Source organism: uncultured Mucilaginibacter sp., from assembly GCF_913773635.1.
In the GTDB taxonomy this organism is placed as follows: Bacteria; Bacteroidota; Bacteroidia; order Sphingobacteriales; family Sphingobacteriaceae; genus Mucilaginibacter.
Window position 1 is genome coordinate 303,592 of record NZ_CAJYGQ010000005.1, and the last position, 23,856, is coordinate 327,447.

The 23,856-nt window shown below is 41.5% G+C and carries 18 protein-coding genes; 15 read left to right on the forward strand and 3 right to left on the reverse strand.

Features of this window, described 5'->3' with window-relative positions; all coding sequences use genetic code 11:
* Positions 1-61 precede the first annotated feature (61 nt).
* Both QZ407_RS05035 and QZ407_RS05040 read right to left on the reverse strand, forming a co-directional pair.
* A complete protein-coding gene (locus QZ407_RS05035) occupies positions 62-484 on the reverse strand; it encodes an OsmC family peroxiredoxin (RefSeq protein WP_295768219.1) in 423 nt (140 codons plus the stop codon).
* A 47-nt stretch (positions 485-531) separates the two neighbouring features.
* Positions 532-1,602 carry an NADH:flavin oxidoreductase/NADH oxidase gene (locus tag QZ407_RS05040; RefSeq protein WP_295768220.1) on the reverse strand — a complete coding sequence of 357 codons (1,071 nt, stop codon included), beginning with the start codon at positions 1,600-1,602 and terminating at the stop codon, positions 532-534.
* Positions 1,603-1,745: 143 nt separating this feature from the next.
* Here QZ407_RS05040 and QZ407_RS05045 point away from each other — a divergent pair, with 143 nt between their 5' ends.
* The 9 genes from QZ407_RS05045 to QZ407_RS05085 all read left to right on the forward strand — a co-directional run bounded on the left by QZ407_RS05045 (position 1,746) and on the right by QZ407_RS05085 (position 15,233).
* Complete coding sequence (locus QZ407_RS05045) at positions 1,746-2,942, forward strand: cation:proton antiporter (protein WP_295768222.1); 1,197 nt, start codon at positions 1,746-1,748, stop codon at positions 2,940-2,942.
* Between the two features lie 88 nt (positions 2,943-3,030).
* A complete protein-coding gene (ligA, locus tag QZ407_RS05050) occupies positions 3,031-5,043 on the forward strand; it encodes an NAD-dependent DNA ligase LigA (protein ID WP_295768225.1) in 2,013 nt (670 codons plus the stop codon).
* A gap of 36 nt (positions 5,044-5,079) precedes the next feature.
* On the forward strand, positions 5,080-7,623 hold the full coding sequence (gene pheT / locus QZ407_RS05055) for a phenylalanine--tRNA ligase subunit beta (RefSeq protein WP_295768227.1): 2,544 nt from the start codon (positions 5,080-5,082) through the stop codon (positions 7,621-7,623).
* A 150-nt stretch (positions 7,624-7,773) separates the two neighbouring features.
* Positions 7,774-8,064, forward strand: coding sequence for a hypothetical protein (locus QZ407_RS05060; protein ID WP_157539873.1), 291 nt, complete (start codon positions 7,774-7,776; stop codon positions 8,062-8,064).
* A 23-nt stretch (positions 8,065-8,087) separates the two neighbouring features.
* Positions 8,088-8,381, forward strand: a complete 294-nt coding sequence (locus QZ407_RS05065) for a cell division protein ZapA (protein ID WP_157539872.1) — start codon at positions 8,088-8,090, stop codon at positions 8,379-8,381.
* Between the two features lie 202 nt (positions 8,382-8,583).
* The gene (gene rny, locus QZ407_RS05070; protein ID WP_157539871.1) at positions 8,584-10,146 is read left to right on the forward strand and encodes a ribonuclease Y; all 1,563 of its coding nucleotides are present in this window, start codon (positions 8,584-8,586) and stop codon (positions 10,144-10,146) included.
* A 64-nt stretch (positions 10,147-10,210) separates the two neighbouring features.
* Entirely contained in the window at positions 10,211-10,705 is a 495-nt protein-coding gene (locus QZ407_RS05075) for a hypothetical protein (RefSeq protein WP_295768233.1), read from the forward strand.
* A 195-nt stretch (positions 10,706-10,900) separates the two neighbouring features.
* Positions 10,901-13,711: a TonB-dependent receptor gene (locus tag QZ407_RS05080; protein ID WP_295768235.1), complete on the forward strand. Its 2,811-nt coding sequence runs from the start codon at positions 10,901-10,903 to the stop codon at positions 13,709-13,711.
* Positions 13,712-13,817: 106 nt separating this feature from the next.
* Positions 13,818-15,233, forward strand: a complete 1,416-nt coding sequence (locus tag QZ407_RS05085) for a hypothetical protein (RefSeq protein ID WP_295768237.1) — start codon at positions 13,818-13,820, stop codon at positions 15,231-15,233.
* A 135-nt stretch (positions 15,234-15,368) separates the two neighbouring features.
* Here the strand turns inward: QZ407_RS05085 and QZ407_RS05090 are convergent, their stop codons facing one another.
* On the reverse strand, positions 15,369-17,123 hold the full coding sequence (locus tag QZ407_RS05090) for a GNAT family N-acyltransferase (protein WP_295768239.1): 1,755 nt from the start codon (positions 17,121-17,123) through the stop codon (positions 15,369-15,371).
* A 58-nt stretch (positions 17,124-17,181) separates the two neighbouring features.
* On the opposite strand from QZ407_RS05090, the gene QZ407_RS05095 reads away from it, so the two are divergent.
* The 6 genes from QZ407_RS05095 to QZ407_RS05120 all read left to right on the forward strand — a co-directional run bounded on the left by QZ407_RS05095 (position 17,182) and on the right by QZ407_RS05120 (position 23,803).
* Positions 17,182-18,045, forward strand: a complete 864-nt coding sequence (locus QZ407_RS05095) for a helix-hairpin-helix domain-containing protein (RefSeq protein WP_295768241.1) — start codon at positions 17,182-17,184, stop codon at positions 18,043-18,045.
* 230 nt (positions 18,046-18,275) lie between these two features.
* Positions 18,276-18,524 (forward strand): hypothetical protein, encoded by a 249-nt coding sequence (locus QZ407_RS05100; protein WP_295768243.1) that lies wholly within the window; start codon positions 18,276-18,278, stop codon positions 18,522-18,524.
* A gap of 76 nt (positions 18,525-18,600) precedes the next feature.
* A complete protein-coding gene (locus QZ407_RS05105) occupies positions 18,601-20,133 on the forward strand; it encodes a DUF4394 domain-containing protein (RefSeq protein ID WP_295768245.1) in 1,533 nt (510 codons plus the stop codon).
* 150 nt (positions 20,134-20,283) lie between these two features.
* On the forward strand, positions 20,284-21,030 hold the full coding sequence (locus QZ407_RS05110; protein WP_295768247.1) for a rhamnogalacturonan acetylesterase: 747 nt from the start codon (positions 20,284-20,286) through the stop codon (positions 21,028-21,030).
* Positions 21,031-21,117: 87 nt separating this feature from the next.
* Positions 21,118-22,779 (forward strand): glycoside hydrolase family 28 protein, encoded by a 1,662-nt coding sequence (locus tag QZ407_RS05115; RefSeq protein WP_295768249.1) that lies wholly within the window; start codon positions 21,118-21,120, stop codon positions 22,777-22,779.
* A gap of 7 nt (positions 22,780-22,786) precedes the next feature.
* Complete coding sequence (locus QZ407_RS05120) at positions 22,787-23,803, forward strand: pectinesterase family protein (RefSeq protein WP_295768252.1); 1,017 nt, start codon at positions 22,787-22,789, stop codon at positions 23,801-23,803.
* Positions 23,804-23,856 lie beyond the last annotated feature (53 nt).

The window sequence follows — 23,856 nt, forward strand, 5'->3', positions numbered from 1 at the left end:
CATGTCATTACCGTGAACTATCAGCAATTACAGCAGCAAGAAAGGTAGTGTTTTCTATTACTTATACGCCGTAAATCACGTTAAGGGTAAATGGCACGCTTAAAGCTTTTGAAATGATACAGTTCTTTTTAGCGTCTTCGGCAACGGCTTTAAACTGATCTTCAGATACACCGTCAATAGCTGTAGCTTTAATTTCAAGATGAATACCGGTTATGGCAAGGTTGGCCATATCAAGGTCTAACACAGCGGCGGTGTCTAAATCACCAGGCTGAAAACCTTGCTGGGTTAAAGCTGCTCCAACAGCCATAGTAAAGCAACCTGCATGTGCAGCTGCTAATAACTCCTCGGGGTTAGTACCCACGCCCGACTCAAAACGGGTTTTAAAAGAGTATTGAGTTTGATTTAAAGTAGTGCTTTGTGTAGTTAAGTGGCCTGCGCCGTCTTTCAATGTTCCGTTCCAGTGTGCAGTTGCTGTACGTTTCATGTTCTTTTTGGGTTGATTATTAAAAGGTTAATTAGTTTTGCATTCAATTAACGCCATTGTGCGCGTTCGTATTGTGCAGGCCATGCAATTTCATGTTGCAACTCATGTGCAGCGCGTAAAGCAAAATGCGGATCACGCAACAATTCGCGCGCCATCAATACCATGTCGGCCTTGTTGTTTTCTATAATTTCATTGGCTTGGGCCGCATTGGTAATTAAACCAACGGCGCCGGTCAATATTCCGGTTTGTGCTTTAATCTTCTCGGCAAATTCAACCTGGTAGCCCGGTTTATTAGGTATGTTTGCTTTCGGCACGTTACCGCCCGATGAGCAATCAACCAAATCTACACCTTTTTCTTTTAAAACTGCAGCCAGTTTAACCGAATCTTCAATAGTCCAGCCACCCTCAGTCCAGTCGGTTGATGATATACGTACAAATAGCGGGTAATCCTGAGGCCACACTTCACGCACCACTTCAGTAACTTCAACCAGCAAACGTATACGGTTTTCAAAGCTGCCTCCATATTCATCAGTACGTTGGTTGCTCAATGGCGAGTAAAACTGGTGAAGCAGGTAACCATGTGCTCCATGTACTTCTGCTACTTTAAAGCCTGCGCTAAGCGCACGCTCGGCAGCACTTTTAAAGTCGGCTTTAACCTTTTCAATTCCGGCCTTATCTAACGCTACTGGCGCTTCTTCGCCTTCAGTAAAAGGCAGGGCACTTGGTGCAACGGTTAACCAGCCATTTTCATGATTTGATGTAAACTGCTTACCGCCAAGCCAAGGCTTATCATGGCTGGCTTTACGACCCGCATGTGCCAGTTGTATACCGGCTACCGAACCTTGTGCCTCAATAAAACTTGTTATTTGTTTAAGCTTTTCAATTTGCTCATTATTCCATATGCCTAAATCGGCGTAGGTTATACGGCCTTCGGGTGATACCGCGGCTGCTTCGGTAATTATAAGGCTTGCGCCACCGGTAGCAAATGCACCTAAATGTACCAGGTGCCAGTCATTAGCGAAGCCATCATTACTGCTGTACTGGCACATGGGCGATACAACAATACGATTTTTAAAAGTTGTGCCTTTTATAGTTAAGGGTGAAAGTAAATTAGCCATATCATCAAACTTACGGTACAAACATTAACACTGTGTAAACGGTTTGTAAAAGCGTTTTTAGATGATGTGTATATGACATTAAAGCGTCCCTTAACAAACAATTTAAGCCAAAATGTTATATTGCTACACAAGTTAATTGCATTTTGACTACCTATACTACTTTAATCGTTCTGTGTTCGCTGGTTATTTTTTCATACCTGTTTGATTTAATTGCAGGTAAAACAAAAATTCCGTCAGTACTGCTGCTTCTGTTTTTAGGTGTAGCCTTACATCAGTTGGTTGATTACTTCAGCATAAAGCTGTTTGATTTAACCACTATTTTACCAACACTTGGAACGCTGGGTTTGATCTTAATAGTTTTTGAGGGCGCACTAGAGTTAAAGTACTCACCTTCAAAAAATCAGGTAATCAAAAAATCGTTCTTATCGGCATTTTTTGTACTGTTGTTCACTACATTCAGTATATCAGGCTTGATTTATGTACTCACCCGGGCCGATTATTACCGATGCTTTATAAACGCCATTCCCTTTTGTGTTATCAGTTCGGCTATTGCTATACCGTCAGCTTCAAACATCAATAAGCATAAAAAGGAATTTATAATATACGAATCCTCGTTTTCAGATATTTTAACGGTAGTACTGTTTAACTTTATGCTTAGTAACAGCGTTATAAGCGTAGGGTCATTTGCCAAGTTAGGCGTTGAGCTGGTTGCCATACTTATACTGGCGCAGGTGGCTTGTTTACTATTACTGTATTTAATTGGCCGCATAACGCACCACGTAAAGTTCTTCTTAATTATTGCGTTGCTAATTTTGGTTTATGCTATAGGGCAGTCGTTTCATTTGTCGTCGCTCATTATTGTGCTGGCGCTGGGGCTGTTCTTTAACAATGCCGATCAGATAAACCTGCCCTGGTTTCGCAAACATTTCATTTACCACGGCTTAAGTCTTGACCTTAAGCAGTTGCTGCAACTTTCGGCCGAGAGCGCCTTTATCATGCGTACGTTTTTCTTTATCATTTTCGGGTTCAGCATGGACGTATACCAACTGCAAAAGTCAACCGTGCTGTTCATTGGGGCACTTATACTGTTTACAATTTACTTTATACGCTTTGTTTATATCAAACTGGCATTGAAAACCGACTTGATGCCCGAACTGGTTATTGTTCCGCGCGGATTAATAAGCGTGTTGTTGTATTATAATTTGCCGCAGCAATTACGTTTACCCGGTGTTGAAACGAGTTTGCTGTTTGTGGTAATACTTGGCACCAGTATTATTATGAGTCTAGGCTTGTTCTTTTACAACCGCAGGGTTAGTGGTAGGGAATTTGAAAATGTTTAGGATGAAGTAAGTGATAGCAGCGGCGAAATAATTGCTCATTCACAACATCGCTTATTCACACATTAACAAAAAACCTATCTTCGCCTTTATGGCAACAAACCAGGCTAAACAACGCATTGCCCAGCTCACGGCTGAGCTTAAGCAACACAATTACAACTATTATGTGCTTGCACAGCCAACTATATCTGATCAGGATTTTGATTTTAAATTGAAGGAACTGGCCGCCTTAGAAGAGCAGTACCCTGATTTAGCCGATCCGGAATCGCCAACTCAGAGGGTTGGCGGTGAGGTAACCAAAGAATTTAAAACAGTACGTCACCGCTGGCCTATGTTATCGCTAGGTAACACTTACAGCGAGCAGGAACTGCTGGACTTTGACCAGCGCGTACGCAAAGCCATTGGCGATAATTTTGAGTACGTAGTTGAATTGAAGTTTGACGGCCTGAGCATGAGCATTACTTATGAGGACGGCAAACTGGCCCGCGCCGTAACCCGTGGTAACGGAGTTGAAGGCGATGAAGTAACCACCAATGTGCGCACCATACACACCATACCTAAAAAGCTACATGCCGATAGCGGCTACCCTGATTTATTTGAAATACGGGGCGAGGTGTTTATGCACCGTAAAGCTTTTGAACGTTTAAATGACGACCGTATTGAAAAAGGAGAGGTGGCGTACGCTAACCCCCGCAATTTTGCATCGGGTACTATGAAGCTGCAGGATTCGGCCGAGGTTGCACGGCGCCCTTTAGATTGTTTTTTGTATGCCCTGCATATGGAAAAATCGCCGTTTAAAACTCATTGGGAGAGTTTGCAGGCCATTAAAAGCTGGGGCTTTCACGTGAGTGAAGATAGTAGGCTTTGCACTGATATTAACCAGGTGCTTGAATTTATAAATTATTGGGATACCGAGCGTTTTAACCTAAGCTTTGATATTGACGGAATTGTTATTAAAGTAAACAATTATGGCCAGCAGGAAGAGCTTGGTTTTACTGCAAAAGTACCACGCTGGGCCATATCATATAAGTTTAAGGCCGAACGGGTAGAAACCGAGCTGCTGAGTGTGGATTACAATGTGGGCCGTACCGGAGCGGTTACCCCTGTGGCTAACCTAAAGCCTGTACTGCTGGCGGGTACAACTGTAAAGCGTGCTACGTTGCACAACGCTAACGAAATTATTCGTTTGGATTTGCATGAGGGTGATACCGTCTTCGTTGAAAAAGGCGGTGAAATCATCCCTAAAATTATCAGCGTAAACCCCGATAAGCGTAAAGCCGGCGCTGTAAAAGTGGAGTATAGAAGCACTTGTCCGGCTTGCGGTACGCCTTTAGAGCGCAAAGAGGGTGAGGCTGCCTATTACTGTCCGAACGATGAAGGCTGTCCGCCGCAAATTGTAAGCAAAATGCAGCATTTTGTAGGACGTAAGGCTATGGATATTGATGGGTTGGGCGACGAAACCATTGAAACACTTTATCAGCGGGGATTGCTCAAGCACATTAGCGACATATATGAGTTGCACACACATGCTGATGAATTAAAACAGATGGACCGCTTTGGTGAAAAATCAATCACCAATATGCTGGCCGGAATCGAAAAATCAAAGGAAAAGCCTTTCGAAAAAGTGTTATTTGGCCTGGGCATACGTTACGTGGGCGAAACCGTAGCACGGAAACTGGTGGCTCATTTTAAAACATTAGAAAAGCTACAGTCGGCATCACTAGAAGAGCTTACCGCCGTTGAAGAAATTGGTGAACGCATAGCCCAAAGTTTGGTGGAGTATATGAGCGGGCCTGTGCATTTGGCCGAGCTTCAAAAGTTGCAAAGCCAGGGTCTGCAATTTGAATCAGTTCAAAAAGAAGTTGTATTGCAAAGTGATAAGCTGGCGGGCAAAACTTTTATCATATCGGGTGTATTTGAAAAATACTCGCGCGAGGAGCTTAAGGAACTTATAGAGCAAAACGGCGGTAAAATACTGAGCAGTATATCGGCTAAGCTAAACTACCTTGTAGCAGGTGACAATATGGGGCCATCAAAACTGGAAAAAGCTAATAAGCTGAATGTGCCTATCATAACCGATGCAGAGTTGCTGGAAATGTTATAACTCAAAAATCTTATATTTGACCGTTTATAGAGTATAATGAAGATTTCGTATAACTGGCTTAAAGAGTTTATTTCAACTGATAAGTCGCCCGAAGATATATCACAAATACTTACCGGCGTAGGGCTGGAGGTAGAAAGCCTTGAAAAGGTGCAGGCCATTCCCGGTGGTTTGGAAGGTTTGGTTATTGGTTATGTTAAAGACGCTCAACAACATCCTAATGCTGATCGTTTGCGTATAACCAAAGTTGACGTTGGTGCCGAAAATGATTTGCAAATTGTTTGTGGTGCACCCAATGTTGCTGCCGGTCAAAAAGTGGTTGTAGCTGTGGTTGGTTCAACCGTACACCCAACTACTGGCGAGCCTTTTAAAATAAAAGAATCAAAAATTCGCGGCGAACTATCGCAGGGTATGATTTGCGCGGAAGATGAAATTGGCTTAGGCCATGACCATGATGGTATTATGGTTTTGGATGCTGATGCACCTGTTGGAGCTTTTGCAAAAGATTTCTTTAAGCTTAATGACGATTACTTATTTGAAATTGGCCTTACACCAAACCGTGCCGATGCTGCTTCACACCTGGGCACAGCCCGCGACATTGCAGCGTTTTTGCGTATTGGTATAACCAAGCCTGATGTTTCGGCCTTTAAGGTTCAAAATAACGATTTAAACATACCTGTAACCATTGAAGCTCAAGCTGCATGCCCGCGGTATGCCAGTTTAACAATAACAGGCGTAAAGGTGCAAGAATCACCGCAGTGGTTAAAAGAGCGTTTGGCAGTTATTGGCGTACGCGCAATTAATAACATTGTTGATGTTACCAATTACGTGTTGCATGAGTTAGGCCAGCCCTTGCATGCGTTTGATGCTAATGCCATTACCGGTGGTAAAGTATTGGTTAAAACGTATGCCGAAGGTACGCCATTTGTAACGCTTGATGATGCTGAGCGCAAACTATCAGCAGATGATTTGATGATAGGCAATGCCGAAGAACCAATGTGTATTGCAGGGGTATTTGGTGGAGCTAAATCGGGCGTAACAGAGGGCACAACGTCTGTTTTTCTTGAGAGCGCTTATTTCAACCCGGTTTCCGTACGTAAAACATCAAAACGCCATGGTTTAAAAACCGATGCCTCTTTCCGTTTTGAGCGTGGCGTTGATCCTGATATAACGGTGTTTGCGCTTAAACGTGCTGCCTTATTAATTCAGGAGGTTGCAGGTGGTGTAATCTCATCAGAAATATCTGACATTTACCCGGCACCCGTTGAACCGTTTAGCGTTGAGGTTACTTTTAAAAATATCGACAGGCTTATTGGTAAAGCAATAGGTAACGGTACCATTAAGGCAATTATACAAGCTTTAGATATTGTTATAACTAACGAAACTGCCGAAGGCTTATTCTTAAAAGTGCCGCCTTACCGTGTTGATGTAACCCGCGAAGTTGACGTCATTGAAGACATCTTACGTATTTACGGTTATAACAATATCGAAATTCCTACACAAATACGTGCGTCGCTGAACACCAGTAACCGGCCAGAGCGCGACACCGTGCAAAATGCGCTGTCAGATTTACTGTCCGCTAATGGATTTAACGAGATGCTGGCAAATTCATTAACCAGTTCATCGTATGCCCAAAGTTTGGATAACGCGGTTAAACTGCTTAATCCGCTGAGCAGCGATCTGGACATCATGCGTCAAACGCTGTTGTATTCAGGTTTGGAGGCTATTGCATACAATCAAAATCGTCGTCAGGCCGATTTAAAGCTTTACGAATTTGGTAAAACCTACTTTTTTGAGGATGACAAATACGTTGAAACGCAACGTATGTCAGTTTTTATAACTGGTAGGACATCTGTAGAAAATTGGAATGATCGCCCTAATTACTTCATTCCACTTTTTGAAAATGTTGGTAAGTTGGTAAAAGCAGTTGAAGAAAGTGAACATGCAAGTGAATTTGTTAAGTTCAAGCAACCAATCGTTAATGCGCGTAATAATGCTGTTAAGGAAGTTGATAGTATTAAAACAGGTACTTTTTACACCCTTAAAGCTATTGTTGATGGGTTACTGAGCCGGTTAAATATTACCGATTATACAACCGACGAAATACATGATCATGAATTTGCTTACGGTTTGCAATACAACTTTCGTGGTGGCAAAACGCTGGTAAAATTTGGCTCAGTTTTACCTGGTGCTTTGAAAAAAGCCGGGGTAGAGAAAGAAGTGTTTTATGCCGACTTTAACTTTGATACGTTGCTGAGCATTGTTCGTAAGAATAAAATTGTAAACAAAGAAATTTCTAAGTTTCCGGCCGTACGGCGCGATTTATCTATGCTGGTTGATACCGCAGTTACATTTGGTCAGTTAAAGCAAATAGCGCACAAAACCGAGCGTAAGTTGCTTACTGAGGTTAGTGTATTTGATGTGTATCAGGGAGATAAGCTTCCGGCGGGTAAAAAATCATATGCGCTTAGCTTTGTTATACAAGACGAAGAAAAAACGCTTACCGACAAGGCTATTGATTCGATAATGCAAAAGCTTATTTACAACTTTGGAAAAGAGGCGGGAGCAGAAATAAGAAAGTAATTTTTACCATTTTGGTTTGAAGCTATGCCCGTTTTAAAATTAAATTTTAAATGAGGATATTACGCAAATTTGAAATTATATTGCGTGGCAAAGCGTTAGTCCGAAATAAAAAAATCCCAAATAGAATATTCGAAATCTGAAATCAAAAAGATGCCATCAGTAACCGATCAGCTGAGTATAGTAGTAGAGAAAACGGAGCGGCTTATAGCGCTTTGTGGTGCGTTGCAGGAAGAAAACGACTTGCTGAAGCTTGAAAACCAGTCGCTGAGCACAGCTTTAGATGTAAGTAAAAGTAAGAATAAAGAGCTTGAAGAGAAGCTTCGTGTATTGAAGCTGGCTAAGTCATTTTCAGAAACAAATGAAAAAAGCCTTGACATCAAGCAAAAAATTAACGAATTTGTGCGGGAAATTGATAAGTGTATCGTGTTGCTTAAAAAGTAACATTGTAAAGTGAACAAGCTCAAATGGGAGAAATCTCAATAAAAATAAACATTGCTGATCGCGTATATCCGTTGAAAGTTGATACGGAAGAAGAGGAATTAATACGCCGGGCTGCCAAATTGGTTAACGACCGCATAAAGGAGTATCAGGAGAACTATGCGGTAAAAGATAAGCAGGATTTGCTTTCAATGAGTGTTTTGCATTACGCAACCGCATCATTAAAAGCAGAGCGTAAAGTTACGGTTGAAGATACAACCGTGGCCGAAAAGGCTTACCAGTTAGACCATATGCTGACGGAGTTTTTTAAAAAGCAATAAACGTTCTTATAAATAGAGCAATATAAATTTAACGCAGTTAAATTTTAAGTTTCACTGACAGGCACAGGCTTTTTGCTGGTTGGTTATCGGTAGGTAGTAGTTTTTACCTTACTGACCCATCAGGCATTAAGCAATGTGGGATGGCACTTAAAATTTAGTTGCGTTTTTTTTTAACATATATATACATCACACAAACACCAAAATGGACCTTTTATCCACCATTATAGGCCTGCTCGTAGGTGCCATCATTGGCACTTTGATAGGCCGGTTCCTGCTCCGGAAGCTATTTAAGGAACAGGAAGTAGCAGCTCAGAATAAGGTTAAGAAAATTCTGAAAGATGCTGAGAACAACGCTGAAATTCTTAAAAAGAATAAATTGCTTGAGGCTAAAGAAAAGTTTTTACAGCTTAAGGCCGAACACGAGCAAGAGGTAAACGCTAAAAATAACAACATTAATCAGCGCGAAAATTCTATTAAGCAGAAAGAGCAGTCACTCAATCAAAAGCTTGAAAACGTAAACCGCAAGGATAACGAACTGGAAAACCAGCGTAAAAACCTGGAGAAGCAGAACGAAATACTGCACAAAAAACAGGAAGAAGTTGAGCACTTGAAGCAGCAGCATGTGCAGCAATTGGAAACAATTGCAGGATTAACTGCCGAAGAAGCCAAAAATCAATTGGTTGATACCCTGCGCGAGGAAGCACGTACCAAAGCTATGATGCAAATAAAAGACATTGTAGATGAGGCTAAACTTACTGCAACAAAAGAAGCTAAAAAGGTAGTTATTCAAACCATTCAGCGCACTGCAACAGAAAGTGCAATTGAAAACACGGTATCAATTTTCAATATCGAAAATGATGAAATCAAAGGCCGTATCATTGGTCGCGAAGGGCGTAACATACGTGCGTTAGAAGCAGCAACCGGTATTGAAATTATTGTTGATGATACTCCTGAGGCTATTATACTTTCGGGTTTTGACCCGGTTAGGCGTGAAATTGCCCGTTTAGCAATGCACCGTTTGGTAACCGATGGTCGTATTCACCCTGCACGCATTGAAGAGGTAGTAGCCAAAACACGTAAGCAAATAGAGGAGGAGATTGTAGAGATTGGTGAGCGTACCGTTATTGATTTAGGTATTCACGGTTTACACCCCGAGCTTATACGCATGGTAGGACGTATGCGTTACCGTTCATCTTACGGACAAAACCTGTTACAGCACTCGCGCGAGGTTGCTAACTTCTGTGCTACCATGGCAGCCGAATTAGGCTTAAACGTTAAACTGGCTAAACGTGCCGGCTTACTGCATGATATTGGTAAAGTGCCTGATGATAACCCTGAATTGCCACACGCAATATTAGGTATGCAACTGGCCGAAAAATATAAAGAACATCCTGAGGTTTGCAATGCCATAGGAGCCCACCACGATGAAATTGAAATGACATCAATGATATCGCCTATTATTCAGGCTTGCGATGCTATTTCAGGTGCTCGTCCAGGTGCCCGTCGTGAGGTTGTGGAAAGCTACATTAAACGCTTGAAAGAGCTGGAAGAGCTGGCTCTGTCATACCCGGGTGTTGAGAAAACATTTGCTATACAGGCTGGTCGTGAATTGCGCGTAGTAGTAGAAAGCGAAAAGGTGACTGATGCGCAATCAGAAGTGCTGGCCGCTGATATATCAAACCGTATACAAACTGAAATGACCTATCCTGGTCAAATTAAGGTTACCGTAATACGCGAAACGCGTTCGGTATCGTACGCTAAATAATTATTTGCAATAAAGCATAACCAAGCGACAGGATGAATTCCTGTCGCTTTTTTTAATTAATACTATGCCTCCTAAAGCAGAACTAAGACCGGTTGACAAGCATTTTGATGAATACAGTTTGGTGCAAAAGCAATTTACGCTGCCTGTGCCTGTGCTATGTTTTGCCATAGTTTTAACCTTGTTTGGCCTTGTTACTTTTATATGGGCTTTGCCGTTTCCTTATATCAGCTTTTTGGGGCGTTATAACGGATACGTTAACTGGGCCTCTTTTTTAATAGCGTTCAGTATTTATTACCTGCTGCGTTTATCGCCGCTGGTATCATATGTTATGCTTTTTATGCTTTTTGCTTTTTCATACGGCATTATTCAGTTAGAAGGCTGGCAAAAAACAGGAGGACCTGAGTTATGGCTGGTTGGATTAGTCGCTTTAATAGTTGGACTGGCCTTGCAGCTTTTAACATACCGTTCATTTAATTTTAACAGGCGTTTAGGTTTGTTATTGTTAGCCCCTCTGTGGTTAATTGTTTCCGTCATCAAGAAATTGAATTTCAGGTATTAACGGTATTTTAAGATCATAAGTTAATGCCATTAATGACATTAACTTAATCTCAAAAAATTAACTATTGAATTAATGTGCTATATGTCAGTAGTTTACAATGGTTGTTAATTTTAATTTAACAATTAGAAATTGTACAGTTAATTTGATGATAACAATGAGCTAATGTTGCGCTAATAATTTTGCTGCATCAAAAATATGCAAGTGAAAAAATTAGCTATTACCTTATTTAAACTAATCGTGTGTTTGTTGCTTACAGCATCTTTTAGTTTAGCACATGCTCAAAGCACCGGTAAGCTCACCGGTAAAATAACCGATCAAAAAACAGGCGAAGCGCTAATTGGCGCATCAATTTTGGTTGAAGGCTCTACCCGTGGTGCGGCAACCAATGTTAACGGTGAATATACTATAAACGATGTTCCTGCAGGTACACACAGCGTTTTGGTACGTTACGTAGGTTACCAAAACAAGCAGATATCTGAAATTCTTATTAAAGCGGGGCAGCCAACTACTTTAAATATAGTATTAACTGAAGCGGCAACACAGCAGTTAGCGGCAGTAACGGTAAGAGCAACAGCCCGCCAGGAGTCCGCCAACTCATTATATGCACAACAAAAAAATAGTGCCCGTGTAACCGACGGTATATCGGCTGAGGCTATACGCCGTTCACCTGACCGCAACACTGCCGATGTATTGAAGCGTGTGAGTGGTGTTACCGTACAAGACAATAAGTTTGTGGTTGTACGTGGATTGAGCGACAGGTATAACAATGCCACCCTTGATGGCGCTCCACTACCAAGCACCGAGCCTAACCGTAAGGCTTTCTCATTTGACATTGTACCATCAAACATGGTTGATAACCTTATTATCAACAAAACTGCAACGCCTGATCTTCCTGGTGACTTTGCTGGTGGTTCGGTACAGGTAACTACTAAAGATATTCCAGACCGTAATTATACTTCGGTGAGTGTGGGCGCAGGTTACAATACCGCATCAACCTTTAAAGATTTTAAAAGCGGACAGCGTAACACCAGCGACTACTTTGGATTTGACAATGGCGACAAAAAGCTTCCATCATCATTCCCAAGTTCAGAAGCGTTGGTGAATAACTCCTTGTCAACTTCACAAAATACTGCGGCTATCAGAAGCTTACAGCAAGACTGGAACGTTTACAATAAAAAAGCTCTGCCTTCACAAAACTACCAACTAACCGTTGGTCGTGTAAAGGATTTTGAAAAAACCGGTAACAGATTCGGCGCAACAGTATCATTAAGCTACCGTAATACCCAAAACTATTATCAGGATTTATTTCGCGAATTTTATGGTAACAAGTATACCGACCAGGTTTATAAGTTTTCAACTAACGTAGGTGCATTGGCAAACTTTGCATATACCTGGGGTAAAAATAAAATCACGCTTAAAAATACTTATAACCGCATTTATGATGATCAGTACCTTTCAAGAGCAGGTGTAAACGAAAACATCACCAGCCAGGTACGCTTCTCGGCTTTTGACCTTATACAAAAAGCCGTATTTAAATCAACACTTGAAGGTACACACTCATTTGGCGAAAAAGGAAGTAAGTTAACTTGGTCTGCCAGCTACAGCAATACCTTGAATGATCAGCCTGACCAACGTAAGGCTAACTATGTGCGTGATATAAACGCTACAGGTAATGCTCCTTTCTTTGCTCAAAATACAACGTTGGGAAAAGAAAATGCACGCATGTTTACTTACATGACCGAGAACGGTTATTCAGGTAACTTGAATTATTCAACCCCGCTGAAAATGTTCAATAACTCGGCAACATTCAAAGCCGGTTTAAATTCATCATACCGCGATCGTGGCTTTACCGTACGCTTTATAGGTTTGTTACCTAATAACGTTGATGATTTAGAGCAGATAAGACAAAGGCCACTAAACACACTTTACGGCCAAGATTTAATTGACCGTGGCGATGTTTACCGCTTAAGTGAAATTCCGGGTAGCTACCTTGATGAGTCATACAATGGTCACGCCATGACTAACGCAGGCTACGCCATGTTAGATAATAAACTTAGCGATAAGCTAAGAGTAGTGTGGGGTGTACGTGTTGAACACTTTGATTTAGATTTGCAAAACCTGCGCAAATCGGCGTTGTCAAGAGCACAACTAAGCAACGTTGACGTATTGCCATCAGCAAACTTTACTTATAGCTTAACGCCTAAAGCTAACCTTCGATTAGCATACTACCGTACGCTTGCACGTCCGGAATTCAGAGAGTTGGCGCCGTTTGGTTATTATGATTATGAGCAGGTAAGCTTTATAACAGGTAATCCTAATTTAAAACGTACGCTTATTGATAACTTTGATTTGCGTTATGAATTCTTCCCTTCTGCCGGTCAAATTATCTCAGTTTCTGGTTTCTATAAAAGCTTCCAAAACGCAATAGAAGCTTACAATTTTGATCAGGGCTCAAACAGGCAAATTGAGTATCGTAACTCTCCAAAAGTAACTGTTTACGGTGCTGAGTTTGAGTTACGCCACTCACTGGGCTTTATATCAAACACTGATTTCCTTAAAAATACTACCCTTTACACCAACGTATCATTAATAAAATCAAAAGCAACCAACCCCGATTTAGGTGTAAACCTTAATTATTCAGAAAGACCTTTGGTTGGCCAGGCTCCTTACGTAGTTAACGCCGGCTTAATGCATACTTTCCTTGAAAATAAGGTTACGTTCAACGCTCTGTACAACGTTGTTGGCCGCAGGCTTAACGTAGTTGGTGGTCCTATATTCCCGGCAATTTGGGAAGCTCCGCGTAACGTTATTGATTTACAGTTAGGCATTAAAGTGCTTAAAAGCCGTGGTGAGCTTAAGCTGAACGCAAACGATATTCTTAATCAGCGCTCGCTGTTCTACTTTGATCGTGATGGTAATAAGAAATACGATCAGGCTGCCGATCAAACACTTAGCCGCTTTAAATACGGTAGCAATTACTCATTTGTTTTCAGCTACAACTTTTAAGGGCTTAACAATAAGTAAACACTTTGCTCATAATAAGTTAAATACAACATAACATTAACGTTATATACGACCCCGATTTTTGAACCGAAATAAATTCACACAAAAGATGAACATTAAGAAATTCTTTTTACTTGCCTCTTTAGGATTGATGGTATTTGCATCAAGCTGCTCAAGTGACGATGATGCACCTGCAGTTTCAGAAGATAACGTACTGTCTGGTGATATCACAACCAGCAGAACCCTTACTGCTGATAAAATCTGGTTGTTGAGAGGTAACGTGTTTGTAACGAACAATTCAACCTTAACTATTGAGCCAGGAACAATTATTAAAGGAGAGAAATCAACCAAAGGTTCATTAATTATAACCCGCGGTGCCAGAATAAATGCTGCTGGTACGGTAGATAAGCCAATTGTATTTACTTCAAATGCTGCTGCAGGTGGCCGTTCACAAGGCGACTGGGGTGGTGTTATCCTTTTAGGTAAAGCAAATAATAACATTGGTGCTTCTGTAGCCATCGAAGGTATATCTGACGCTACTGATAAAGCTAAACATGGTGGTACTGACGATGCCGATAACTCTGGCGTTATGAAATACGTTCGTATTGAGTTTGCTGGTATTCCACTTGGTCCGGATAACGAAATCAACGGTTTAACTTTTGGTAGCGTTGGTTCAGGTACTACAATTGACCACATTGAGGTTTACCGTTCAGGTGATGATGCTTACGAGTGGTTTGGTGGTTCAGTAAACGCTAAATATTTATTATCTATTGCTACCTGGGATGATGACTTTGATACTGATAACGGTTACTCAGGTAAAATTCAGTTTGCGTTAGCTCAGCGTTTAGCTTCAACTGCCGACGTATCTGGCTCAAACGGTTTTGAATCTGATAACAACTCTGGTGGTACTTCAGCTACTCCTCAAACTAAAGCTCTATTCTCAAACGTAACTATCTTAGGTCCGCGTGAGCACCTGCAAGGTACTGCTACTTCGGCTCCAAGCGTAAATGCTAACTACCAAAATGCAGCTCAAATTCGCCGTAACTCTGCTATGAGCCTTAACAATTCAGTATTAGCAGGTTATACAGTTGGCGTGTTTTATGATGATGCTTTAGGTAATTCAAGCGGTGCATTAACCGGTAACACATCATTGTTCCTTAACAACCTTATATACGGTTGTACTACACCAATCAGAGCAACTAATGCCACTGCATTACAAGCTGTAACTGATAAAATCAATGCTGGCGGAAACGCAATCTCTGCTGATTTGGCTAACGCATTATACACCGAGCCTTACAAATTTGCTGCTGATTTAGCTGGTGGCGCTCGTATTGGTACTCCTGTATTTACTCAAAAAACCGGTTCGGTTGGTTTAGCAGGTGCTGCGTTTACTGGTGCTTATGCTGATGCTTTCTTTGATAAAGTTGCTTTCAAAGGTGCATTTGGTGCTGAGAACTGGGCTGCTGGTTGGGCTCACTTTGATCCTCAAAACTTACCTTACACCACTCCGGGTGCTGTAAAATAATATTAACAACGTATACCTTTCTTAAAAGCAAACGGCCGCCTGCATTGCAGGTAGCCGTTTTGCTTTTAAAGTGTGTTGAAAAAAATAAAGGCCAACCAGTATTGCTGATTGGCCTTTACTAAACAGTAAGTCATTCTACAGGTTTCTACCTATCTTTTCCAAAACATCTTTTGGTACCTTTTGTAAATCAAGCACCAGGAAGCCGTCCAAACAATCTGCAAACTTAGGATCAATGTTAAAGCAAATGATTTTTGCATTGAGCGATATGTATTGCCTTAGCAGCACAGGCACCTTAATGTTATGGGTTTCTATTTCAGATATAAGGTTATCAAGCTTTTTAAAATTTTCTTCACCGGCCATAAGCAATTCAGTATCAATGCTGGCAAAATCTACTTTAAACTTTTTGCGTGGCTTTACATATTGCGCCATATCATGATCAAAATGATGGCGGGTGATGTAGTCAACAATCAATGATTTAGAGAATTTGGAAAATGTGTTGCTTATGCTTACCGGTCCAATTAAATACCGGTACCTCGGGTTATCAATAACAAACTTTAATATGCCTTTCCAAAGCAAAAACAGTGGAAGGGCTTTTTGTTGGTATTCTTTCCTGATCCATGAGCGGCCCAGTTCAAGACTGCTTTGCAACACATCACTGAATTGTGATTTAATTTTGAATAAGTTAGCGGTGTAAAAGCCCTTTTTTCCAAAGCTGTCAAATATTTCGTCGCCCATGCCTATACGGTAGGCGCCAACAACTCTTTTGGTGTCAACATCCCAAATAAACAGGTGATGATAGTAAATATCATACTCATCCAAATCGGTGCTGTTATTTGTTCCTTCGCCAACCTCACGAAAGGTAATCTCACGCAAACGGCCAATTTCACGAATGATATTAGGAATAAGCGCAGTTGGGGTGATGAATACCTCGTAGTTTTTCTCACTCCATACCCTGTAGTTTTCCCGCAGCGGAACCAATTCCCTGTCCATTAGCTCGGCCATGGTAGGTGCAACAATTTCTTTAGGCTCTTTTTTTATCTTAAAAAGATTCCGTGGATTAAAAAGACGCTTTTCGTCTTCAAGACCAGTACCTAACGCATATGTTTTGGCGCGTAAAAAATTAAGCAGCTGCGTAACATTGTTATAGTTAGGTATTTCTTCAACCTTGATAGGCTTTCCAATGCGCAGTTTTATAGTATGACCCTGCTTGTTAAATAATTCTGATGGTAGCTTGGCAGTACGTAGGGTGGGGTGTATTAAACTAAGCAGGTTAAACAGCAGGCCATTGTTACCATGAAAGTAAATGGGTACTACCGGTACTTTGGCTTTTGCAATTAGCTTTCCAACCACCGGGTGCCACATACGGTCGGTAACCTGTTTGCTGTTTAATTTATAAGTCGACACCTCACCAGCCGGGAATATTCCTATAGGTGTTCCGTTTCTGAGCAATTCAAGTGTTGATTTAATGCCGCTAATGCTTGATGAATGCTCAACGTTTTCAAAAGGGTTAACGGCTATAAAGTAATCGGCAAGGTTAGGTATTTTTTTTAGCAGGAAGTTTGCCATCAGTTTGGCATCCTTCCTAACCATACATAATATTTTAAGTAATATCATGCCCTCAATTCCGCCATACGGGTGATTGGCAATGGCTATGAAGGCGCCATCAGCAGGCAAATTCTTCAATTCGCTTTCGTCAAAATCTACAGTTACGCCGCAGCCCTCCAGTATGGCATCTACAAATTCAGGTCCTTGTTTGGGCTGAGCCTTGGCAAACAAATCATTAACCTGGTTAATTTTCATTAACTCCATCAGTAAAGCTGCCAGGCCCGGCATACGCAACTTATCAAGCTTGGTGGCCTTGGCAAACTCATCTGTGGTTATAATCTTCATGCTTATATACGTAGGTAAATTTATAAAATTACTAATTTAACCTTTTATTTAGGTATAAGTGAAAGCACGCATCAAAAATTACCTGCTGTTAACCAAAACAGAATGGAACGGACTAATTGTATTGGTGTTGCTTATAGCCGGGGCATTGGCAGCTCCGGCAATCAACAGGCGCTTAAATGTTGAAAAGCCGGTTAAATTTAAAAAGGTTGATTTAGCTGTTGCCGAGTTGCAGCGTGCAGGCGTAAAGCCTTACTTAAATGATGAAGAAGAAATAGCAAGTGCGCATTTGCAGGTAAAGCTTTTTAAGTTTAATCCTAATAAATTACCGGTTGAAAGTTGGCAACGGCTTGGCTTGTCGTTACGGCAGATTAAAGGGATAAAAAATTATGAAGCCAGTGGAGGCCGTTTCATTACCAAAGCCGATGTTAAAAAAATGTATACTCTTACTGCAGAAGATTATCAACGCCTGCAGCCTTACATTAATTTACCGGCCGACAAACAGTTAAACATTGCTGAACACCGTTTAGTAGTAGAACTAAATACGGCCGACTCGGCAACTTTAACAAAGCTTAAAGGTATAGGCCCCGCGTTTGCGCACCGTATTATCCAATATCGTACACGGCTGGGTGGCTTTTATAAAAAGCAGCAGCTTACAGAGGTGTTTGGCTTAGATGAAATATATTATAAGGATATACAGCAACAATTTACCGTTGACAGGAAGAGAATAAAGAAACGTAATGTAAATGCTGCCGAGTACGAAGATCTTAAGAATTTCCCTTACCTGAGCTACAAGCAAGTCAACGCTATTGTACAGTACAGAAAGCAGCACGGTAACTATGAATCGGTTGAAGAACTAAGCAACGTAGCTATTATTGACTTAGCAACGTTAAAAAAGGCAGGCCCTTATTTAACAGTACAGTAGTTACTCGGATTACTGTGATGAGTCCAAAAGATGCTTTTTAGTGCTTCAGGTTGTATAATGTTGATTTTCAACTAAAAACATTTGCTTATTGAAATCCTTTATGAAGTCATATTCGTAAGTTGGATTACATGGGCAACTTTTTACATAGTACTTCTTTAAGGCAGCAATTAAAATGTGTATTTACACTTACTATTTTATTGTTTGCTTTGAGCGTTGCCTGTAAAACGGTTATGCAATCAGGCAAACCTTACGTCAAAAAAGCTTTAATGGTTCCGGGAACCCAAGATGGTGACACCGGCGACGCCGATGAAAAAGATGACGCACAATTTGGTAGCAAAAACTTGCTATCTGCAAACTATTTAGCAACTGATTTAAAGGTGCTTCCAACTGTGCTGCAAGCTAGAAAGTATAGCTTGTTTGTGCCGGTAAGCTTTTCGGCTTTTCATTTGGTTGTACCTACACCACCTCCTAACGCTTAGCAAAAAATCTACTGCTACTTTTTTATTTATGAGGGCTTGTTACAGCCATCAGTCTGATTACGTATTTACATAAATTATGAAAAATTATACTACTACCTTTTTTATGAGAGGAATGGCTTTGTGTGGCCTGGCACTTTCTGTATTGTTAAGCTCGTGTTCAAAAGACGACGATGACGATTACCGCAACGACAGCGAAATTGTTGCACCAAATGTTAATGTTACCGCATTGCTACAAAATAACCGCATTGCTTCTTTCAATGCGCAAACCAGCGGTGCACTTACACAAACCTTAAGCATAACCGGTATGCAATCTGGAGAAAACATGCTGGCTATTGATTACCGCCCGGCCACAGGTGAATTGTATGGTGTAAGCAGCGGTAGCCGCATTTATATCATCAACCCATCAACAGGTGCTGCCCGTGCAGTAAATGCAACGCCTTTTACCCCGGCCATTGACGGAACGGCAATTGGTATTGACTTTAATCCAACAGTTGATCGTTTGCGTTTAGTGTCAAACAATGGACAAAACCTGCGCTTAAACCCTGAAGATGGAACTGCACTTCGTGATGGTGATATCAACGGTGCAGCCGGTGCAAAAATATCTTCAGTAGCTTACACCGAAAACTATGCGGGTGCAAGTTCTACAGTATTATTTGATATTGATTTAACTAACAAAAAGCTATACAAGCAGGATCCACCTAACAACGGTACGCTGGTTGAAGTTGGTTCCCTTGGTGTTGACGCTTCTGCAATAGGCGATTTTGATATTACTCCCGACAGTAAATCAGCATTGGCTGCTTTAACGGTAAATGGTACACAAGGACTTTACAGTATTGATATGAGCAATGGGAAGGCTTATAAGGCTTATTCATTTAATACCAATATTGTTGGTTTGGCTATCTTCACCAACCCCGTAGCATACGCTGTTAGCGGTAACAACGAGCTGCTAATTTTTAACCCTGCAAGTATATCACCGGTTGCAAAAGCAATTAGTGGTGTGCAGGCTAATGAGCAAATTTTGGGTATAGATTTCCGTCCGCTTAATGGCAGGTTATATGGCTTGGGCAGCAGCAACCGCCTGTATACCATCAATCCATCATCGGGTGTGGCAACCGCCGTTAGTGGTGCTCAATTTTCTACGGCTTTGTCGGGCACATCTTTTGGGTTTGATTTTAACCCGGTGGCCGATTTAATACGTGTAGTTAGCAACACCGGCCAAAATTTACGTATAAGCCCGGTTACTGGCGACATTGCAGGTGTTGATACGCAATTGCCTGCAAACACCGGCTTTGTAAATGCAGCTGCTTATACCAATAACTTTGCAGGTGCTACGTCAACTGTGTTATTCACCATTAACTCCCAAACAGGTAAATTATACAAGCAAGATCCACCAAATGCCGGTACTATGACCGAGATTGGGTCACTTGGCATTACTATTACAGAAGCAAACGGATTTGATATCAGTGCAAACACAGGTAATGCTTATGGTATATTTACTGTTGCAGGTACTACACGGTTTTATGGTATAAACCTGCAAACCGGTGCTGTATCGGCCGGTGTGTCATTCCCGCAAGGCACACGCGGTTTTGCATTGGGCCTGGGTTTTTAACCTTATATAAAAATTATGCTACAAAGGGCTTGTTCGTTAACCGAACGAGCCCTTTGTGTTGTTTTTTAAGTTGTTATGAGTAATTTAGTCCGGCTATAGCACATCTCTTACACGCTACACCAAACCTATTACGCAATAGCAAACCAAATTATGAAGAAGAAATTAACACTGCTTAGTGTATTGTTATTGGCGTTATGTGCCTGGATTTCGCCGCCCCAAAAAATTACTGTTTACATGATTGGCGATTCAACAATGTCCATCAAAGAAAAGCGCTATTACCCCGAAACGGGCTGGGGGATGCCGTTTGCAAACTATTTTGACAGCACCGTTGTGATTGAAAACAGGGCAAAGAACGGTAAGAGTACCAAAACGTTCATTAATGGTGGTTGGGCATCTGTTAACGAAGGCATGAAGGCCGGCGACTACCTCATTATTCAATTTGGCCATAATGATGAGGTGCCTACCAAAAAGAGTGCAACCACCCAGGCTGAATTTAAAAAGAACCTCGAAATGTTTGTTGCAGCCGCTAAAGCCAAACAGGTTACGCCGGTAATTATTACACCCGTTGCCCGCCGTAAATTTGACAGCACCGGACATATAGTGCAAACCCACGAATTGTACGCGCAAATAGTGCGCAACGTTGCTAAGGAAACCAAAATTGCACTTATTGATCTTGATATGGAAAGCCAGCAAATGTTTCAGCAGCTGGGCGATGAAAAGTCAAAGCTGCTGCTTAACTACCTTGAGCCAGGGCAAAACCCCAATTACCCTCAAGGTAAGGCAGATGATACGCATTTTAATGAACTAGGCGCCCGTCGAGTGGCTGAATTAGTTTTAAAAAGCATAATTGATTTAAAGCTGGGTTTAGCCGATCATGTAGTTAAAGCTAAATCTTGATAACTTATAAGAACAAGTTGGGCAACATCAGTCAACCTGTTTAGTTGCCAATTGCCTTATTTTGAAAACCACATAAACCACAGCTTAATGTTAAATATTAAAAAATATTCTATAGCCGCCTTATTAATCACGGGCAGTACTTTTCTTGTTTCGGCGCAGGTAAAAAACAGGCCATACAGTTGGAGTAATTTACCAAAGGCAGCTTTACCAACCTTTAAAAAAGACACCTTTAACATTATAAAATATGGTGCTAAGCCCGACGGTATAACACTCAATACAGAGATTATCAACAAAACTATTGACGCCTGCAGTGCAAAAGGCGGAGGGGTAGTATTAATACCGCAAGGCTTATGGCTAACAGGCCCTATAAAACTTAAAAGCAACGTAAACCTGCACGTTAGCCGCGCAGCCTTAGTGCAGTTTACGGCCGATAAAAGCCAGTACAAACTTATTGAAGGCAACTGGGAGGGGCATGCGGCATATCGCAACGAGTCGCCTATATCAGGTACTAACCTCACAAATATTGCCATTACCGGCGATGGAATTATTGATGGAAACGGCGAAATATGGAGGCTGATTGCCAAAGACCGTTTAACCGAACAGGAATGGAACCGCAAAGTAGCATCGGGTGGTGTTGTGAGTGAAAACGGTAAAACCTGGTATCCATCTGCAGCTTATTACAAGGCAGCACGTACACCAAAGGCGGGTTACATTGAGCCCGGATCTACGCCTGAGGCTGCTATGGAATTTAAAGATTATTATCGCCCTAACATGCTTGTGCTGGCTAACTGTAAAAAGGTTTTACTACAGGGTGCAACTTTCCAAAATTCTGCAGCCTGGTGCCTCCATACATTAATGTGTGAAGACTTAACATTTGACGGTGTACGCGTACGCAATCCTTGGAACGCTGCCAATGGTGACGGTGTTGATGTGGAGTCGTGCAAAAATGTGTTGATTAATAATAGCACGTTTGATTGCGGCGATGATGGCATTTGTATCAAATCGGGCCGTGATGAGGAAGGTCGTAAACGTGGTAAGCCAACCGAAAACATGGTAGTTAAAAACAGTATTGTTTATCGCGCACATGGCGGTTTTGTAATTGGTAGTGAAATGTCGGGCGGTGCGCGTAACCTTTTCGTAACCGACTGTACGTTCATTGGCACCGATATTGGCCTCCGCTTTAAAACCACCCGCGGACGTGGTGGCGTGGTTGAAAACATCCACATCAAAAACATTTCCATGCGCGATATTGTAACCAGCGCCATCTTGTTCGATATGTATTACACCGGCAAATCGCCAACGGATGAGGAAATGGCAAATGACACCAATGTTCCGCCGGTAACAGAAGCTACCCCGGTATTTAAAGATTTTTGGGTTAGTAATGTATCATGTAACGGTGCCGACAGGGCATTAATGATTCGTGGTTTACCAGAGATGGCTATCAAAAACATTAATCTTGAAAACGTAAGCATTAAAGCCAACAAAGGGATTGATATTATAGAAGGTAAAGACATTAACCTGAAAAACTTCTATGTTGAAGCCAAAGCATCTGCGCCTTTAATTAATGTTATCAATTCAAATAACGTTAAATTTAGTAACCTGCGTTACGGTGCCACTACAGAACAGGTGTTTGGCATTAACGGTAAAAAGACATCAAATATTGAAGTTACCGCGTCAGACTTGACTAAGGCCAGGCAAAAGGTGGCGTTTAAAAACGGTGCTAATCAAAAGGCATTTATAGCTAAGTAATAGCAGTATGAAAGTGTTTAAGCTGTTAATGGTTGCCGTTTTATTCATCGGGCATGCATTTGCTCAGCAGCCTGTGTTTCCTGCAGAGCTTACCGTTGCTGCCGATGGCAGCGGTAATTACAAAACCATACAGGAAGCAGTTAACTCAGTGCGCGATTTAGGGCAAAAGCGGGTAATTATTCATATAAAAAAGGGAATCTATCATGAGAAGTTGGTTATTCCCAGTTGGAAAACTAATGTATCTCTTGTTGGCGAAAGTGCTGAAAGCACTATCATAACCAACAATGATTATTCAGGAAAACCCGTAACCGGTGGAAAGGATGCTTACGGTAAAGATAAAATGACTACCTACACCTCGTATACCGTTTTGGTACAGGGTGACGGCTTTGAGGCCAGTAACCTCACCATCGAAAATACGGCCGGCAGGGTAGGACAGGCTGTTGCCTTACACATTGAGGCCGACCGGTGCATTATAACCAAATGCCGTTTGCTGGGTAATCAGGATACGTTATACACAGCCAAAAGCAACAGCCGTCAATTTTACCAGGATTGCTATATTGAAGGCACTACCGACTTTATATTTGGTGAAGCAACAGTTGTATTTCAGCACTGCACTATTCGTAATTTAACTAATTCATTTGTTACTGCTGCAGCCACCACTGCAAACCAGGAGTTTGGTTATGTACTGATGGATTGTAAATTAATTGCCGATAGCACCGTGAAAAAAGCACTATTGGGCCGCCCATGGAGGCCTTACGCTAAAACGGTGTTTATACGCTGCGAAGTAGGTGCTCATATTTCACCTCAAGGCTGGAATCCGTGGAAGGGAGATGCCATGTTTCCTGATAAGGAGAAAACAGCTTTTTACGCCGAATACAAATGTTATGGAGCAGGCGCCAAAACGACTGAACGTGTTACCTGGTCAAAACAGTTAACTGATAAGGAAGCCAAAAAATATACGTTACAAAATATATTGGGTGGCAAAGACAATTGGAATCCGCTTGCCTTGGCCAAGGTAAAGTAGCCTAAATGGCGTTACGAAAACGTTTGCATTGATTTTTACAGCCATTATCGCTT

Excerpts from the sequence above, each read along its gene's own strand:
- QZ407_RS05120 (WP_295768252.1), top strand. The coding sequence starts at position 22,787 with ATGAAAGTGTTTAAGCTGTTAATGGTTGCCGTTTTATTCATCGGGCAT.
- QZ407_RS05100 (WP_295768243.1), top strand. The coding sequence starts at position 18,276 with ATGCAATCAGGCAAACCTTACGTCAAAAAAGCTTTAATGGTTCCGGGA.
- ligA (WP_295768225.1), top strand. The coding sequence starts at position 3,031 with ATGGCAACAAACCAGGCTAAACAACGCATTGCCCAGCTCACGGCTGAG.
- QZ407_RS05110 (WP_295768247.1), top strand. The coding sequence starts at position 20,284 with ATGAAGAAGAAATTAACACTGCTTAGTGTATTGTTATTGGCGTTATGT.
- QZ407_RS05085 (WP_295768237.1), top strand. The coding sequence starts at position 13,818 with ATGAACATTAAGAAATTCTTTTTACTTGCCTCTTTAGGATTGATGGTA.
- QZ407_RS05090 (WP_295768239.1), bottom strand. The coding sequence starts at position 17,123 with ATGAAGATTATAACCACAGATGAGTTTGCCAAGGCCACCAAGCTTGAT.
- QZ407_RS05065 (WP_157539872.1), top strand. The coding sequence starts at position 8,088 with ATGGGAGAAATCTCAATAAAAATAAACATTGCTGATCGCGTATATCCG.
- pheT (WP_295768227.1), top strand. The coding sequence starts at position 5,080 with ATGAAGATTTCGTATAACTGGCTTAAAGAGTTTATTTCAACTGATAAG.
- QZ407_RS05060 (WP_157539873.1), top strand. The coding sequence starts at position 7,774 with ATGCCATCAGTAACCGATCAGCTGAGTATAGTAGTAGAGAAAACGGAG.
- QZ407_RS05040 (WP_295768220.1), bottom strand. The coding sequence starts at position 1,602 with ATGGCTAATTTACTTTCACCCTTAACTATAAAAGGCACAACTTTTAAA.
- QZ407_RS05080 (WP_295768235.1), top strand. The coding sequence starts at position 10,901 with ATGCAAGTGAAAAAATTAGCTATTACCTTATTTAAACTAATCGTGTGT.
- QZ407_RS05105 (WP_295768245.1), top strand. The coding sequence starts at position 18,601 with ATGAAAAATTATACTACTACCTTTTTTATGAGAGGAATGGCTTTGTGT.
- QZ407_RS05115 (WP_295768249.1), top strand. The coding sequence starts at position 21,118 with ATGTTAAATATTAAAAAATATTCTATAGCCGCCTTATTAATCACGGGC.
- rny (WP_157539871.1), top strand. The coding sequence starts at position 8,584 with ATGGACCTTTTATCCACCATTATAGGCCTGCTCGTAGGTGCCATCATT.
- QZ407_RS05035 (WP_295768219.1), bottom strand. The coding sequence starts at position 484 with ATGAAACGTACAGCAACTGCACACTGGAACGGAACATTGAAAGACGGC.
- QZ407_RS05075 (WP_295768233.1), top strand. The coding sequence starts at position 10,211 with ATGCCTCCTAAAGCAGAACTAAGACCGGTTGACAAGCATTTTGATGAA.